This is a genomic window from Streptococcus sanguinis SK49 (genome assembly GCF_000212815.1).
Taxonomy (GTDB): Bacteria; Bacillota; Bacilli; order Lactobacillales; family Streptococcaceae; genus Streptococcus; species Streptococcus sanguinis_C.
This window is the reverse complement of record NZ_GL890985.1, coordinates 1,324,299-1,338,587: the sequence shown is the minus strand read 5'-3', so window position 1 is coordinate 1,338,587 and position 14,289 is coordinate 1,324,299. Positions and strand designations below refer to the sequence as shown.

Below are 14,289 nucleotides of genomic sequence, written 5' to 3'. Positions count from 1 at the left end.
AAGCAAAGTGAGGTAGCAATGTCTTTAACTAGTCAAATTATTACAGCAGAATTTCCTGATTTAGATAAGGTGGAGGCCTTAAATCGAGAAGCCTTTCCTGAAGAAGAGAGAGTTCCTATTAATGAATTTCTCCGCTATACCAATGATGAACGGTCTCATTTCTTTGCCTTCTACAATGAGGAAGAATTTGTTGGTTTTGCTTTTGCAGTTTATAACGAAAAAATGTTCTATGTCAGCTTCTTTGCAATTATGCCGCACCTTCGCAGCCATGGCTATGGGGGAGAAATCATTCATAAACTGACAGAGTTTTATCAAAAAACTATGGTTCTAGAGGTAGAACGTGTCGATGAAGAATGTGACAATTTAGAGCAACGTCAAGCACGTATGGACTTCTATAAGCGTAATGGCTTTCGAACGACCAATGCCTTTTTGGAATATGAAGGGTTAAGCTTTGAAATCTTGTATTTGGGACATCATTTTGATGAGGAGGCTTATCGAGATATTTTCCATATGTTGCAAGAGAAGAACTTCTTTGAATTTGAAATTAAGTACCGAAGATTTAGCGATGTGTAAAGAGTGCTAAATGATTTATAGCCATTTTTAAAAGGTTGAGATAGGATGTTTCAACCTTTTTACTATGAAAAATCTCTTTTATTTTGTTTTGGATCTGGAAGGACAATATTGTATTTTTCTCGCATTCAGCAACAGTAGAATATGTCTGCTTAAAGAAAGTAAACCATCAAAAAAGATAGAGATAGGTTAGCAAAATGTACGATTTAAAACAAATTTATTTGTATTACTTTAAAATAAGCCTTAAATCTGTGGATAAGTCAGGAATTTGCTAAAAATCTTCAAAAATATTACGATTTATTTCGTTTTTTAAACCAACTTACCGTGAAAAGTTAAAAGTCTTGCGGAGCGGGCTATTTCCATATATAATGATAAGGCATGAAAAAAATTTAAGGAGATTCCTGTGATTAAAAAAGGTGCCTTGACAGGCTTGCTCTTATTTGGAATATTTTTCGGTGCTGGGAACTTGATTTTCCCGCCTTCGCTTGGAACATTATCTGGCCAGCATTTTTGGTCAGCTATTGCAGGATTTGTCCTGTCTGGGGTAGGGCTTGCTGTGCTGACTTTGATTATAGGAACGCTCAATCCCAAGGGCTATATCCACGAGATTTCTCAGAAGATTGCGCCTTGGTTTGCTATTGTCTATCTTGTAGCCTTGTATCTGTCAATCGGGCCCTTTTTTGCTATTCCGCGGACAGCGACAGTGGCCTATGAAGTTGGTATTGCTCCTATGCTGTCTAAAAATATGACCGGTATCGGATTGATTGTTTTCACGACACTTTACTTTGCGGCTGCTTACCTGATTTCTTTGAATCCATCTAAGATTTTGGATCGGATTGGACGTATTCTGACGCCTGTCTTTGCAGTTTTGATCATCATTTTAGTCATCCTAGGGGCTTTGAAATACGGCTCAAATGTTCCTCAGCAGGCTTCGCAAGCTTATTCTGCGTCAGCTTTTGGACAGGGCTTCTTGGAAGGTTATAATACTTTGGACGCCTTGGCTTCAGTGGCTTTCAGCGTTATTGCAGTAACGACTCTAAATCAGCTAGGCTTCAAGAATAAAAAGGAGTATGTTTCAACCATCTGGGTTGTTGGTTTGATGGTAGCGTTGGGCTTTAGCGCCATGTATATCGGTTTGGCTTTTCTAGGCAATCATTTCCCAGTTCCAGCTGAGATTATTGCCAAAGGCAATCCAGGTGTTTATGTTCTATCGCAGGCAACTCAGGCTATCTTTGGATCTACAGCACAGATTTTCCTTGCAGCTATGGTTACTGTGACATGCTTTACAACAACTGCAGGACTTATTGTATCGACTGGGGAATTCTTCCATAAAACTTTCCCTAAGGTATCTTATAAAGTGTACGCAACTGTCTTTACTTTGATTGGGTTTGCGATTGCTAATCTTGGGCTTAATGCTATTATTCAATATTCTGTTCCAGTCTTGCAAATTCTCTATCCAATTACCATTGTTATCGTACTGATTGTCATCGTCAATAAATTCTTGCCACTGTCCAAAATCGGCATGCAAATGACGGTGGCAGCAGTGACTCTGATTTCCTTTGCGGGTATTCTTGGGCAGCAGTTCCATATTACAAAGGTAAGTGATATGGTAAATGCCCTTCCGTTTGCTCGGGCTTCCCTGCCTTGGTTGGTGCCGGCTCTTGTTGGAATCCTGCTTTCTCTCTTTTTGCCAAATAAGCTAAAGAGTGAGCGTTTTGAGATGGAGAACTAATAGATAACATCCGCCACAATATGGTGGATTTTTTTGACTCATTGTCAATTGTAGTAGGGAATTTATGGCGAAGGAATTCAAGCTGTTTTTTTATGAGCAATAGGACAATATAATCATTTTATAAGATAGATTTAAGAAAAATTTTAACTTTTTCTTAACCATTTTTAATCTTAGGAGATTATACTAAAGTCATAAAAAAACAAACCTAAAGGAGAATCTTATGAAATTCAATTCAAATCAAAAATATACCCGCTGGTCAATTCGTCGTTTAAGCGTGGGTGTGGCTTCCGTTGTTGTTGCCAGTGGTTTCTTTTTGCTAGTTGGTCAACCAAATACCGTACATGCAGATGATCTCACTTCAACTCCTACTAAAGTTCTTCAAGAAGATTCGTCATTGTTAGAAAATAATAAGTTGCCAGAGACAGCTTTAAAAGAAGAAATGGATTCTGCTCTACCTGCAAATCAGTCAGCTCCTAAGGAAGAGGTTGATGAAACTATTTCTCTAGATAAGTCTAGCCTAGCTCCTAAGGAAGAAATGGTAAAACCAAAAAAAGAACAGACTATGGCAGAAGTTAGCAATCAAAAAGAAGAAGCTAAACCGGAGGCAACTCTTGTTGAAGTTTCAAACCAAGATCGTGAAGCGACCACTTCTCAATCGGTAACGACTCCAGATGAAGTTAGAAAAGGAGTTGAAGAAAATACTAAGGACTCGGTAGATGTTCCGGCCAGCTACTTAGAAAAAGCGAACGTTCCTGGTCCATTTTTGGCAGGTGTTAATCAAGTTATTCCGTATGAAGCTTTCGGTGGAGACGGCATGTTGACACGTCTCTTACTCAAATCTTCTGACAAGGCTCCTTGGTCAGACAATGGCAAAGCGAACAATCCAGCTCTCTTGCCACTTGAAGGCTTGGCGAAAGGTCAATACTTCTACGAAGTGGATTTGAACGGCAATACTACAGGTAAAGACGGACAAGCCCTTCTTGACCAACTTCGCATTAATGGCACTCATGCTTACCAAGCGACTGTCAAAGTCTATGGTGCCAAAGATGGTAAACCAGATTCGACCAATCTTGTAGCTACAAAAAATGTAACTGTTAACTTGAACGGCCTTGTTTCAAAAGAAGCAGTCAAAGATTCAGTCACTAAAAATATCAAAGACCATATTGATGTCCCAGCCAGCTATTTAGAAAAAGCGAACGTTCCCGGTCCATTCTTGGCTGGTGTCAATCAAGTCATTCCGTATGAAGCTTTCGGTGGAGATGGTATGTTGACTCGCCTCTTGTTAAAAGCCTCAGACAAAGCCCCATGGTCAGATAATGGTTCGGCTAACAATCCAGCCCTCTTGCCACTTGAAGGTTTGGCGAAAGGTCAATACTTCTACGAAGTGGATTTGAACGGCAATACTACCGGTAAAGACGGGCAAGCCCTTCTCGACCAACTTCGTGCTAATGGCACTCGCAGTTACCAAGCTACTGTCAAGGTCTATGGTGCTAAAGATGAAAAACCAGATTTGACAAATCTTATTGCGACTCGTCAAGTAACGATTCAGCTTCGTGGAAAAGAAATGGCTACAATACCATCTCAAGAAGGTCAAATGAATATGAAACCTTCTACAACACCATCTCAAGAAGGTCAGATGAATAAGAAGCCTTCTGCAACAGATTCTATGAGTACTGCTGAGGGTACGAAGGAAGTAGATCATCGCATGACTGATGTGAAGGCGGAACACCCAACTTCTATGCCGATGGCAGATACGATGAAAAAAAATGATAAGGCTACGTTACCCACAACTGGTGAAGCTCAAACAGCTACAGCTACTATTGGTTTCTTTGGACTAGCCTTGGCAGGAATTCTTGGCTTTCTAGGTTTGAAAGAAAAACAAAAAGATTAAGGTTCAAATCATTTAAAAATTACTAAAAATAGTGTTATACTAAAGCCAGTATAACACTGTTTTTATGAGGAGATTAGCAATGGGAAAGACAATTTTACTTGTTGATGATGAGATGGATATTCTGGATATCAAAAAGCGCTATCTTGTGCAGGCTGGCTACCAAGTTTTAGTGGCTCGAGATGGCGTGGAGGGATTAGAGCTTTTCAGAAAGAAATCTGTTGACCTGATCATCACGGATATTATGATGCCAAATATGGACGGCTATGACTTTATCAGTGAGGTTCAGTATATAGTACCTGATCAACCTTTTCTTTTTACAACGGCTAAGACCAGCGAGCAAGACAAAATTTACGGGTTGAGCTTAGGAGCAGATGATTTTATAGCCAAACCTTTTAGTCCACGCGAGCTAGTTCTAAGAGTCAATAATATTTTGCGCCGACTTCATCGTGGAGGTGAGATCGAACAAATTGAGCTCGGTGACTTGATGATGAATCATGTGGTTCATGAGGCTCGTATCGGGGAGTGTTTGTTGGAATTAACAGTGAAGTCCTTTGAACTGCTTTGGATTTTAGCTAGTAATCCTGAGAGAGTTTTTTCAAAGACGGAGCTTTACGAGAAGGTGTGGCAGGAAGACTTCGTAGATGATACCAATACACTTAATGTTCATATCCATGCTCTGAGACAGGAATTGACCAAGTATGCCAGTTCAAACACTCCTGCCATCAAAACTGTCTGGGGTCTTGGGTATAAAATGGAAAGATCACGAGGTGGAAAATGAAATTAAAAAGTTACATTCTAGTAGGGTACCTAATTTCTAGCCTACTAACGATTTTACTCGTTTTCTGGGCAGTCCAGCGAATGTTGATTGTAAAAAGCGAGATATATTTCCTAGTTGGAATGACATTGATTGCTAGTTTTATAGGAGCGGCAGTCAGTCTCTTTCTTTTATCGCCAGTATTTTCTTCCCTTCGGCATCTGAAAAAACAGGCTCAGAATATTGCTGACAAGGATTTTAGTACAGAGATTGACTCCAAGGGCCCTATCGAATTTCAAGAGTTGGGTCAGGCTTTTAACGATATGTCGCATAATTTGCAAGAAACGTTTGAGTCGCTTGATGAAAGTGAACGAGAAAAAGGAATGATGATTGCCCAGCTTTCTCACGATATTAAAACTCCCATTACCTCTATTCAGGCGACTGTGGAGGGGATTTTAGATGGAGTGATTGAAGAAGAGGAGCAGATTCATTACTTGACCACGATTAGCCGTCAGACAGAGCGTTTGAATAAATTGGTGGAAGAATTGGATATTTTGACTCTTAATGCCCAGCCTCAAATAGAATCAGATGGAGAAGCTGAAATAGTCTTTCTAGACCAGCTATTGATTGAGGTCATGAGTGAATTTCAACTATTGATTGAGCGGGAGGAGCGGGATATCTACATTCAAGTGTCTCCCGAGTCAGCGAAAATTAAGAGCCATTACGATAAACTTTCCCGTATTTTGCTCAACTTGCTAAATAATGCCTTTAAATACTCCGACCCTGGGACTAAAATTGAGATCGTGGCTCAGTTAACTGAGCAAATCTTGACAATCAGTGTGAAGGATGAGGGACGGGGTATTTCTCCTGAGAATTTGGATAAGATTTTTAAACGCCTTTACCGTGTGGAAACTTCTCGAAATATGAAGACAGGTGGGCATGGTCTGGGCCTTGCTATTGCACGTGAGTTGGCTCATCAGCTGGGTGGGGAAATAACGGTCGAAAGCCAGTATGGCCTAGGAAGCACTTTTACATTTACTCTCAACTTAACATAAATCCACAATAAGTGATAAACATTTTTAACGCCTGATTTAGCAAAGATAACATCAAATTCAAGTTTTTTCAAATCTATCTCCCTATTTTTAGGGGGATTTTTATTTTATACTAGAGTCAGAAATTGATAGAGAGGTTTTTGAAATGGCAACAAGTTTTTTGTTCTTTATTTCTGTTTTTCTGGCGGGGATTCTATCTTTTTTCTCGCCCTGTATTTTACCACTTATGCCAGTCTATGTGGGGATTTTGCTGGATTCGGATCAGCCGAAAACGGTTCGGTTTATGGGAAAAGATATTTCCTGGTATGGTCTAGCTAAGACTCTCTGCTTTATAGCTGGCTTATCAACTGTATTCTTAGTTTTGGGCTATGGAGCTGGTGCTTTGGGGCAAGTCCTCTATGCCCCTTGGTTTCGCTACGTTCTTGGTGGGATTGTCATTCTACTGGGAATCCATCAGATGGGAATCATTAATATCCAGCAACTGCAAAAGCAAAAGAGCATCCAACTTAAAAAGAATAGTAAAAGAAGTGATTTTCTTAACGCTTTTCTCTTGGGTATCACCTTTAGCTTTGGTTGGACGCCCTGTGTGGGACCTGTTCTGAGTTCTGTTTTAGCAATTGCTGCTTCTGGCGGTAACGGCGCTCTTCAGGGAGGTTTGCTTATGTTGGTTTATACACTTGGATTAGCACTTCCTTTTCTAGCTATGGCTTTGGCTTCTGGCTGGGTATTACAGCGCTTTGCGAAACTCAAACCTTATATGGGAACGCTTAAGAAAATCGGCGGTGCACTCATCATTCTCATGGGAATTTTGCTGATGCTTGGAAATCTAAACGCTTTAGCATCATTATTTGGATAAAAATTATATAATTAAAGGAGACACATCATGAAAAAAATCACTACACTTACAATTGCTGCACTTAGTATCTTTGTCCTAGCTGCCTGCTCTAATCAAAAATCAGATTCTGATATGAAGAAGACGGATGACAGCAGCATGATGAAGAAAGATGATATGAAAAAAGACGACATGAAGAAAGAGGATATGAAAGACTCTAGCATGTCTGATGATAAAATGAAAAAGGATGATATGAAGGACTCTTCTATGATGTCCGACAGTAAGTCCGACATGAAAGATGATATGAAATCAAGCGATTCAAGCATGAAGGATGACATGAAAGATTCATCCGAAATGTCATCTGACAAATAAGAATTCCACTATAGGAAAGAAAGTCGTCAGTTTTGTCGGCTTTCTCCTTATTTTGAAAGGAAAGAAAACGATGAAGAAGTTATCAATATTGACTATCAGTCTGCTTTGTGTCGGCTTATTGGGGGCCTGTTCAAATCAGAAAATGAACTCGGAAATTTCTAAAAGTGATAAAAGCAATATGCAAACAAAAGCTGATTCTGGGCAATCTACCAAGATGGCAAAAGACTTTAGCCTGCAAGCTGTGGACGGCAAGACCTACAAACTGTCTGATTTTAAAGGCAAGAAAGTATATTTAAAGTTTTGGGCTTCTTGGTGCTCTATCTGCCTATCTACACTTGGTGATACTAATGATTTAGCTAAGGAGCAGTCAGGAAAAGATTATGTTGTGCTGACGGTGGTGTCTCCGACTTTTAATGGAGAAAAGTCTGCTGATGATTTCAAGGAATGGTACAAATCTTTGGATTACAAAGACTTCCCAGTTCTCATGGATACTAAGGGAGAATTGCTGAAAGAATACGGTATTCGCTCTTATCCATCTGCTCTTTTCGTAGGAAGCGACGGTTCTCTTGCCAAGACGCATATTGGCTATATGAGCAAGGAAGATATTGAGAAAACACTAAAAGAAATCAAGTAGAAAGGAGTAATGAACATGGAAGGCAAATGGAAAATTCTTCTGGTTCTGCTTGGCTTGCTTGTCTGCTTTGGACTGGTCTATGTGATTGTGGGTAATGGTAAGCAATCTTCTCCTGAGCAAATCAAGAAAGCCTCTATGAGCAAGACAGAAACTGTATCCCAACAAAAGCAAGAAGATGTCAAGGAAGAAGACAAGCGGGAGATTTATCTGGCTGGCGGCTGTTTCTGGGGAGTAGAAGAGTACTTTTCTCGCGTGCCAGGTGTACTTGATGCAGTATCAGGCTATGCAAATGGTAAGGGAGACACGACCAAGTATGAATTAGTCTCTCAAACTGGTCACGCTGAGACTGTTCACATCACTTTCAATGCCAAGAAAATTTCGCTAAAAGAAATTCTGCTTCACTATTTCCGCATTATAGATCCAACTTCTAAAAACAAGCAGGGAAATGATCAGGGTACCCAGTATCGGACAGGCGTCTACTATACTGACGAAGCTGATCTTGAGACTATTAACCAGGTCTTTAATGAAGTTGCAAAGAAATATGATAAGCCTTTGGCCGTCGAAAAAGAACCTCTAAAAAACTTTATCAAGGCAGAAGATTATCACCAGGATTACCTAAAAAAGAATCCTAATGGATATTGCCATATCGATGTCAATCAAGCTGCTTATCCTGTTATCGAAGCTAGTCGCTATCCTAAGCCTAGCGATGAAGAGATTAAGGCTAAACTTTCGCCAGAAGAATACGCTGTCACACAAAAGAATGATACAGAGCGGGCCTTTTCTAATCGCTATTGGGATAAGTTCGATGCTGGTATCTATGTGGATGTGGTGACGGGAGAGCCTCTCTTTTCATCAAAGGATAAGTTTGACTCAGGTTGCGGTTGGCCGAGTTTCACACGTCCTATCAGTCCAGATGTTGCGACTTACAAAGAAGACAAGAGTTTCAACATGACACGGACAGAAGTTCGTAGTCGAGTTGGAAATTCCCATCTGGGCCATGTTTTCACTGACGGTCCTAAGGACAAGGGCGGCTTGCGCTATTGTATTAATAGTTTGTCCATTAAGTTCATTCCAAAAGCTGAAATGGAGGAGAAGGGCTACGGCTATCTTTTGGATTACGTTTAAGAGCATTTTGATTGAAAATTTGCTATAATAAATCCAGTAAGAATAAGGAGTTGAATCTTGTGTATTCAATTATGATTGTAGAGGATGAATATCTGGTAAGACAGGGAATTGCGTCCTTGGTAAACTATGAGCAGTTTGGTATGCAAGTCATTGCCCAGGCTGAAAATGGAATAGAAGCTTGGCAGAAATTTCAGGAAAATCCTGCTGACATCATGCTGACCGATATCAATATGCCACAGATGAACGGTCTCGAACTGGCCAAGCTAGTCAGAGACCAGGCTCCTAAGTGCCATATCGTTTTTCTGACGGGATATGATGATTTTGACTATGCTCGGACGGCCATTAAGCTCGGTGCAGATGACTATCTTCTCAAGCCATTTTCCAAGGATGATGTTGAGGAAATGTTGGCCAAGGTGCAGACCAAGCTTGATAAAGAACGCAAAAGAGCCCAGATTCAAAACTTAGTCGATCAGGGACAGCGCTCTGAGTTGGAAGAGGCTATTCACGCGCGTCTAGCTGATTCAGAATTAAGTCTGAAAAGTTTAGCTTTCCAATTGGGGTTTAGTCCGTCCTATCTTAGCGTTCTTATCAAAAAAGAACTAGGCTTGCCCTTTCAAGATTATCTGATCCAAGAGCGGATGAAAAAAGCAAAACTCTTACTCCTGACTACAGATTTCAAGATTTATGAAATAGCAGAGCAGGTAGGTTTTGAAGATATGAACTATTTTTCTCAGCGCTTCAAGCAGGTGGTTGGGCTGACACCTCGGCAGTTTAAAAAAGGAGAGGAGAAATGAAACGATATTCGCTTCTTATCCAATTGATTGTCTATATTTTTCTGCTGGTCCTTTTACTCTTGGGGTTTGTTGGAAGCCTCTACTATCAGACTAGCTCGGGGACTATTCGGCAGCTGACAGAGCGGACGACGCGTAATAGTATGGAGCAAAGCGGGCAGTTCATTGCTTCTTATTTGCAAAAATTAAAACAAACCACCTCCACACTGAGCAAGGAAGAAACGATTCGGAAGTTTGCTCAGAATCAAGAAAGCAGCGAAACGTCAGTACAGGCTTTGATGAAAACCATCATTGAGACAGATCCGGATTTGGTATCGGCAGTATTGGTTACCAAGGATGGGCGCGTGGTCTCGACAGATACTCAAATCAGCATGCAGACATCCTCTGATATGATGAATGAAAAATGGTATCAGGAAGCTGTCCATACCAGAGCCATGCCTGTCTTGACACCTGCTCGCAAGGAATCTCTATCATCAGAGAAGGAGAAGTGGGTTGTTTCTGTCACTCAGGAAGTAGTGGATGAAGCAGGGCAGAATCTCGGTGTTTTGCGTCTGGATATCGGCTACAATAGTCTCAAAGCCTATTTGGATCGGCTTCAGCTCGGGAAGAAGGGCTTTAGCTTTATTGTCAATAGTCAGCATGAATTTGTCTATCATCCCAAAAAGAGTGTTTATTCCTCCAGTCAGGAAATGAAAGCTATGCAGCCCTATATCTCGGTCAAGGATGGTTACGCAGACCAGAAACAGGCTTTTGTCTACCAGATTGATATCGCGGATAGCGACTGGACTTTAATTGGCGTTGCCTCATTAGAGCAATTGCAGATGCTACAGTCACAGATGCTTTATTCTTTTGTAGGAATGGGCGTCTTAGCACTCCTGCTGTGCTTGACTGGTATTTGGTTTGTCCTGCGTTTGTGGATTAAGCCTCTACAGAATCTACAAGCTGTTATTCTGAAGATTGGGGCAGGCGACTCAAACCAGCGAGCGGAAGCAGAGGGTTCTCCAGAGTTGGTTGACTTGGCTCAGCAGTTCAATAAAATGCTGGACCAAATTGAACAACTAATGGAAGCTGTCAAGACTGAAGAACAAAATGTCCGCCGCTATGAGCTCCGAGCTCTCTCAGCTCAAATCAACCCCCATTTCCTTTATAATACCTTGGATACGATTGTCTGGATGGCTGAGTTTAATGATAGCAAGCGTGTTGTTGAGGTAACAAAATCACTCGCTCAGTATTTCCGCTTGGCGCTCAATCAAGGACATGAACAGATTGCTCTCAAAGATGAGATTGACCACGTTCGTCAGTATCTTTTTATCCAGAAGCAGCGCTATGGTGACAAGCTCCAATATGAGATTGAAGAGGATGAATCTCTAGCTGATTATAAACTGCCCAAGCTGGTACTTCAGCCTTTGGTTGAAAATGCCATCTACCATGGAATCAAGGAAATTAACAGACAGGGCATGATTCATGTTACTGCGGTAGCAGAAGAGGAGCAGCTGATATTGTCTATCCATGATAACGGCCGTGGTTTTGAACTCCGCGACTCTACAGATATGACTCTCCCTCGCTTAGGTGGTGTCGGTCTGAAAAATGTTGATCAACGCTTAAGATTGCAGTTCGGAGACGACTACCATATGGAAATCCAGTCCGAACCAGATAAATTTACCCAGATTAGTCTTTATTTACCGCTAGTTACAGATGATTAAATCTATTAAGTTTTTAAATATTCAAGCCGGCAGAATTTTCTCCGGCTTTTTACTGTTTGAAAAAATGTACAGGTTTTGCTGTTCATCAAGCGAATTTTTCTATTTTCCTAGTCACATTATGTTTACCAGAAAATTACCGTAGCGGATTTGTGAAAAATCCATAAGATTCATTTATAATGATAAATGAATGAATATCCTAGGTAAGGAGTTAGAGGAGAGTAAATGGAGTCACCTTTATTTTTTGTTTCAGTTTTTTTAGCGGGTATTTTGTCCTTCTTTTCCCCTTGTATTTTTCCCTTATTGCCGGTTTATATTGGCATTTTGTTGGATGACAAGGAGGTCAAGACCCTGAAAGTATTTGGCCGGGAGCTTGCTTGGCAGGGCATGGTTAGAACGCTCTTTTTCATTGCGGGTATCTCGACAGTCTTCTTTTTGCTAGGCTTTGGAGCAGGTTTTCTAGGAACTATTATTTACAGTTCGACCTTTCGTTATGTGATGGGCGGCCTCATCATTCTGCTAGGTCTGCACCAGATGGAGCTTATTAATATTCGCCAGTTACAGATTCAAAAGAGCTTGACTTTCAAAAAGAACGGTCAGAAACATCATTTTTGGTCTGCTTTCTTACTAGGGATTACCTTTAGCTTTGGTTGGACTCCTTGCATTGGACCAATCCTCAGCTCAGTTTTAGCCTTAGCAGCTTCAGGTGGGAATGGTGCATTTCAGGGAGCAATTTTGACCTTGATTTACACCTTAGGAATGGCCCTGCCTTTCCTAATCCTAGCTTTGGCGTCTAGCTTTGTTATGCAGTATTTTAATAAAATCAAGCCTTATATGGGCCTGATGAAGAAAATCGGCGGAGCCCTGATTATTCTGATGGGAATTCTACTGATGCTAGGACAGCTCAACGCCCTGTCTGGACTTTTTGGATAAAAAGGAGAAAGAAATATGAAAAAAATCGTTACTTTATTAGCAACTGTGTCAGCAGTGGTCTTTTTGGTAGCCTGTTCGGAACAGGAAGAGAAGCCTATGACTATGCCCACAGCCAGCAGCTCGTCTAGTGAGACCGCTCAGACAAGTATAGTCACCCAAGCAGCTGTCGGTCAAGAGGCTCCTGACTTTACTCTGCAATCTATGGATGGAAAAACAGTCAAGCTTTCTGACTATAAAGGCAAGAAGGTTTATCTAAAATTCTGGGCTTCTTGGTGCGGACCTTGTAAGAAGAGTATGCCAGAATTGGTCGAGTTAGCTGGTAAAACGGACCGTGATTTCGAAATCTTGACAGTTGTAGCACCAGGCCTGCAAGGAGAGAAATCTGCCGAGGAATTCCCAAAATGGTTTCAAGAACAAGGTTATAAAGATGTACCAGTTCTATTTGACACTTCAGGAGAAATTTTCCAAGCCTATCAGATTCGTAGCATCCCAACTGAAATCCTCATTGACAGTCAAGGGAAAATCGGAAAAATCCAGTTTGGTGCTATCAGTAATGCTGATGCAGAAGCAGCTTTCAAGGAAATGAAATAAAGCGAAAAAAGAATGGACTTATCATCCATTCTTTTTTGTTTGTAAGGTAATTAAGCGCTAGCACCTGATGTCGCATCGGCTCCTCCGCCTCCGTGGCCTCCATCGCCATCACCTCCGGCATCAGAAGCACCAGAAGTAGCGTCTGCGTCTCCATGACCTCCGGCAGGAGCAAATGATCCGCTGCCTCCAACCAAACGTTGACCAGTTTCTTTTAAGTACCAGTCAAGCCATGGTTGGAAATTAAAGACGATTTCATTGATACCTGCGTATGATCCGTCAGGATAGTACATAGCTTGGTAGTTGTGGGTATTGATAACGCCTGCAGGTGAACCTGGGACGATTGTACGTACGTATTCTTGATTTCCGTTGCGAAGTGTTCCGATAACCCACTCTACATTTTTCATCCGAGCTGGTGGAAGAGAACCATGAACGGTTGACATGCGGCTACCTGATTGAGGTGGCACACGTTTGGCAAACATGGTGTCTGGGTCTTGGTGGGCGTTGTTGTAGTAAAGGAATTGGTTGTTATCGTCAGCGTATGTCAATTCAAATGGCATAGCTTTTAAGAACATATCAATTTGATTAACGGTCAAGATACCATGGTCGAGTTTGACATAAGTATCACCAGAAACAGCACCAGTGATTTCAGCGACTTTTTCTACCCATTTTGGATCATCTGGATCAACTTCTGTAATTGTCGTAGCGATTGGTTTCCCGCAGTCTAAGTCTTCAGGTTCGATTGGTTTTGGTTTTTTCAATTTTGAAACGACCTCTACATATTTGATAAAGTTATCTAAGCATGTTTCAAGGAAATTCACAGTTCCTTCGTTGGTGATATTGCCATCATTGTCAAAAGCTTCCTTGGCTTTGCCTAGCAAAAACTCATTGCCTGGAAGAGTGTAAGCATTGACACCAGGAGCGTCTAGGATTTTACGCAGGTGAACTTGAGCACGAGAAGTTCCTTGATCATAGTAAGAAGCACCGACGATCATGACTGGCTTGTTTTCGAAAGGATGAACCTCGTAAGAGAGCCATTCTAAGAGACTCTTCAAAGGAGCGCTGATAGTATGATTGTGCTCAGGGGTTGCGATGATGACACCGTCCGCACGTGTGATTTTGTTATACAAATACCGCAATTGGAAGCTTTCATCCCATTTTTCATCCTGGTTAAACATTGGGACTTCATCGATTTCTAAGACTTCCAATTCAAATTTAATTTTGAACTGACGGCGGATGAATTCCAACAATTTTCGGTTATATGATTGTTCGTAGTTTGATCCTACAATTCCAACAAATTTCATTCTTTCGGTCT

At 41.1% G+C, this 14,289-nt stretch carries 14 protein-coding genes; 13 read left to right on the top strand and 1 reads right to left on the bottom strand.

Going from position 1 to position 14,289, the window contains the following annotated elements:
* Positions 1–18 precede the first annotated feature (18 nt).
* From HMPREF9380_RS04430 to sdbB, 13 genes are all read left to right on the top strand, one after another.
* Positions 19–573: a GNAT family N-acetyltransferase gene (locus HMPREF9380_RS04430; protein WP_002895565.1), complete on the top strand. Its 555-nt coding sequence runs from the start codon at positions 19–21 to the stop codon at positions 571–573.
* A 400-nt stretch (positions 574–973) separates the two neighbouring features.
* Positions 974–2,302, top strand: a complete 1,329-nt coding sequence (brnQ, locus tag HMPREF9380_RS04435) for a branched-chain amino acid transport system II carrier protein (RefSeq protein WP_002933809.1) — start codon at positions 974–976, stop codon at positions 2,300–2,302.
* A gap of 220 nt (positions 2,303–2,522) precedes the next feature.
* Positions 2,523–4,193 (top strand): SSURE domain-containing protein, encoded by a 1,671-nt coding sequence (locus tag HMPREF9380_RS04440; protein ID WP_002933808.1) that lies wholly within the window; start codon positions 2,523–2,525, stop codon positions 4,191–4,193.
* A 79-nt stretch (positions 4,194–4,272) separates the two neighbouring features.
* On the top strand, positions 4,273–4,971 hold the full coding sequence (locus HMPREF9380_RS04445) for a response regulator transcription factor (RefSeq protein WP_032907405.1): 699 nt from the start codon (positions 4,273–4,275) through the stop codon (positions 4,969–4,971).
* A complete protein-coding gene (locus HMPREF9380_RS04450) occupies positions 4,968–6,002 on the top strand; it encodes a HAMP domain-containing sensor histidine kinase (RefSeq protein WP_002933807.1) in 1,035 nt (344 codons plus the stop codon). Before HMPREF9380_RS04445 ends, HMPREF9380_RS04450 begins: the two co-directional genes overlap by 4 nt.
* Positions 6,003–6,144: 142 nt before the next feature.
* A complete protein-coding gene (gene ccdA2, locus HMPREF9380_RS04455; protein ID WP_002897620.1) occupies positions 6,145–6,855 on the top strand; it encodes a thiol-disulfide oxidoreductase-associated membrane protein CcdA2 in 711 nt (236 codons plus the stop codon).
* Between the two features lie 27 nt (positions 6,856–6,882).
* Positions 6,883–7,203, top strand: coding sequence for a hypothetical protein (locus HMPREF9380_RS04460; protein WP_002933806.1), 321 nt, complete (start codon positions 6,883–6,885; stop codon positions 7,201–7,203).
* Positions 7,204–7,273: 70 nt separating this feature from the next.
* Positions 7,274–7,837, top strand: coding sequence for a redoxin family protein (locus HMPREF9380_RS04465; protein ID WP_002933805.1), 564 nt, complete (start codon positions 7,274–7,276; stop codon positions 7,835–7,837).
* 15 nt (positions 7,838–7,852) lie between these two features.
* On the top strand, positions 7,853–8,962 hold the full coding sequence (gene msrB / locus HMPREF9380_RS04470) for a peptide-methionine (R)-S-oxide reductase MsrB (RefSeq protein WP_032907402.1): 1,110 nt from the start codon (positions 7,853–7,855) through the stop codon (positions 8,960–8,962).
* Positions 8,963–9,021: 59 nt separating this feature from the next.
* A complete protein-coding gene (locus HMPREF9380_RS04475) occupies positions 9,022–9,756 on the top strand; it encodes a response regulator transcription factor (protein ID WP_032907400.1) in 735 nt (244 codons plus the stop codon).
* The gene (locus tag HMPREF9380_RS04480; RefSeq protein WP_002933799.1) at positions 9,753–11,456 is read left to right on the top strand and encodes a cache domain-containing sensor histidine kinase; all 1,704 of its coding nucleotides are present in this window, start codon (positions 9,753–9,755) and stop codon (positions 11,454–11,456) included. The genes HMPREF9380_RS04475 and HMPREF9380_RS04480 overlap by 4 nt, the downstream gene beginning before the upstream one ends.
* Before the next feature lie 222 nt (positions 11,457–11,678).
* The gene (ccdA2, locus tag HMPREF9380_RS04485) at positions 11,679–12,386 is read left to right on the top strand and encodes a thiol-disulfide oxidoreductase-associated membrane protein CcdA2 (protein ID WP_002913575.1); all 708 of its coding nucleotides are present in this window, start codon (positions 11,679–11,681) and stop codon (positions 12,384–12,386) included.
* Between the two features lie 15 nt (positions 12,387–12,401).
* Positions 12,402–12,977 (top strand): thiol-disulfide oxidoreductase-associated lipoprotein SdbB, encoded by a 576-nt coding sequence (gene sdbB, locus HMPREF9380_RS04490; RefSeq protein ID WP_002933797.1) that lies wholly within the window; start codon positions 12,402–12,404, stop codon positions 12,975–12,977.
* Between the two features lie 50 nt (positions 12,978–13,027).
* Here the strand turns inward: sdbB and HMPREF9380_RS04495 are convergent, their stop codons facing one another.
* Positions 13,028–14,278, bottom strand: a complete 1,251-nt coding sequence (locus HMPREF9380_RS04495; protein WP_002915271.1) for an NAD(P)H-dependent oxidoreductase — start codon at positions 14,276–14,278, stop codon at positions 13,028–13,030.
* Between the last annotated feature and the right edge of the window lie 11 nt (positions 14,279–14,289).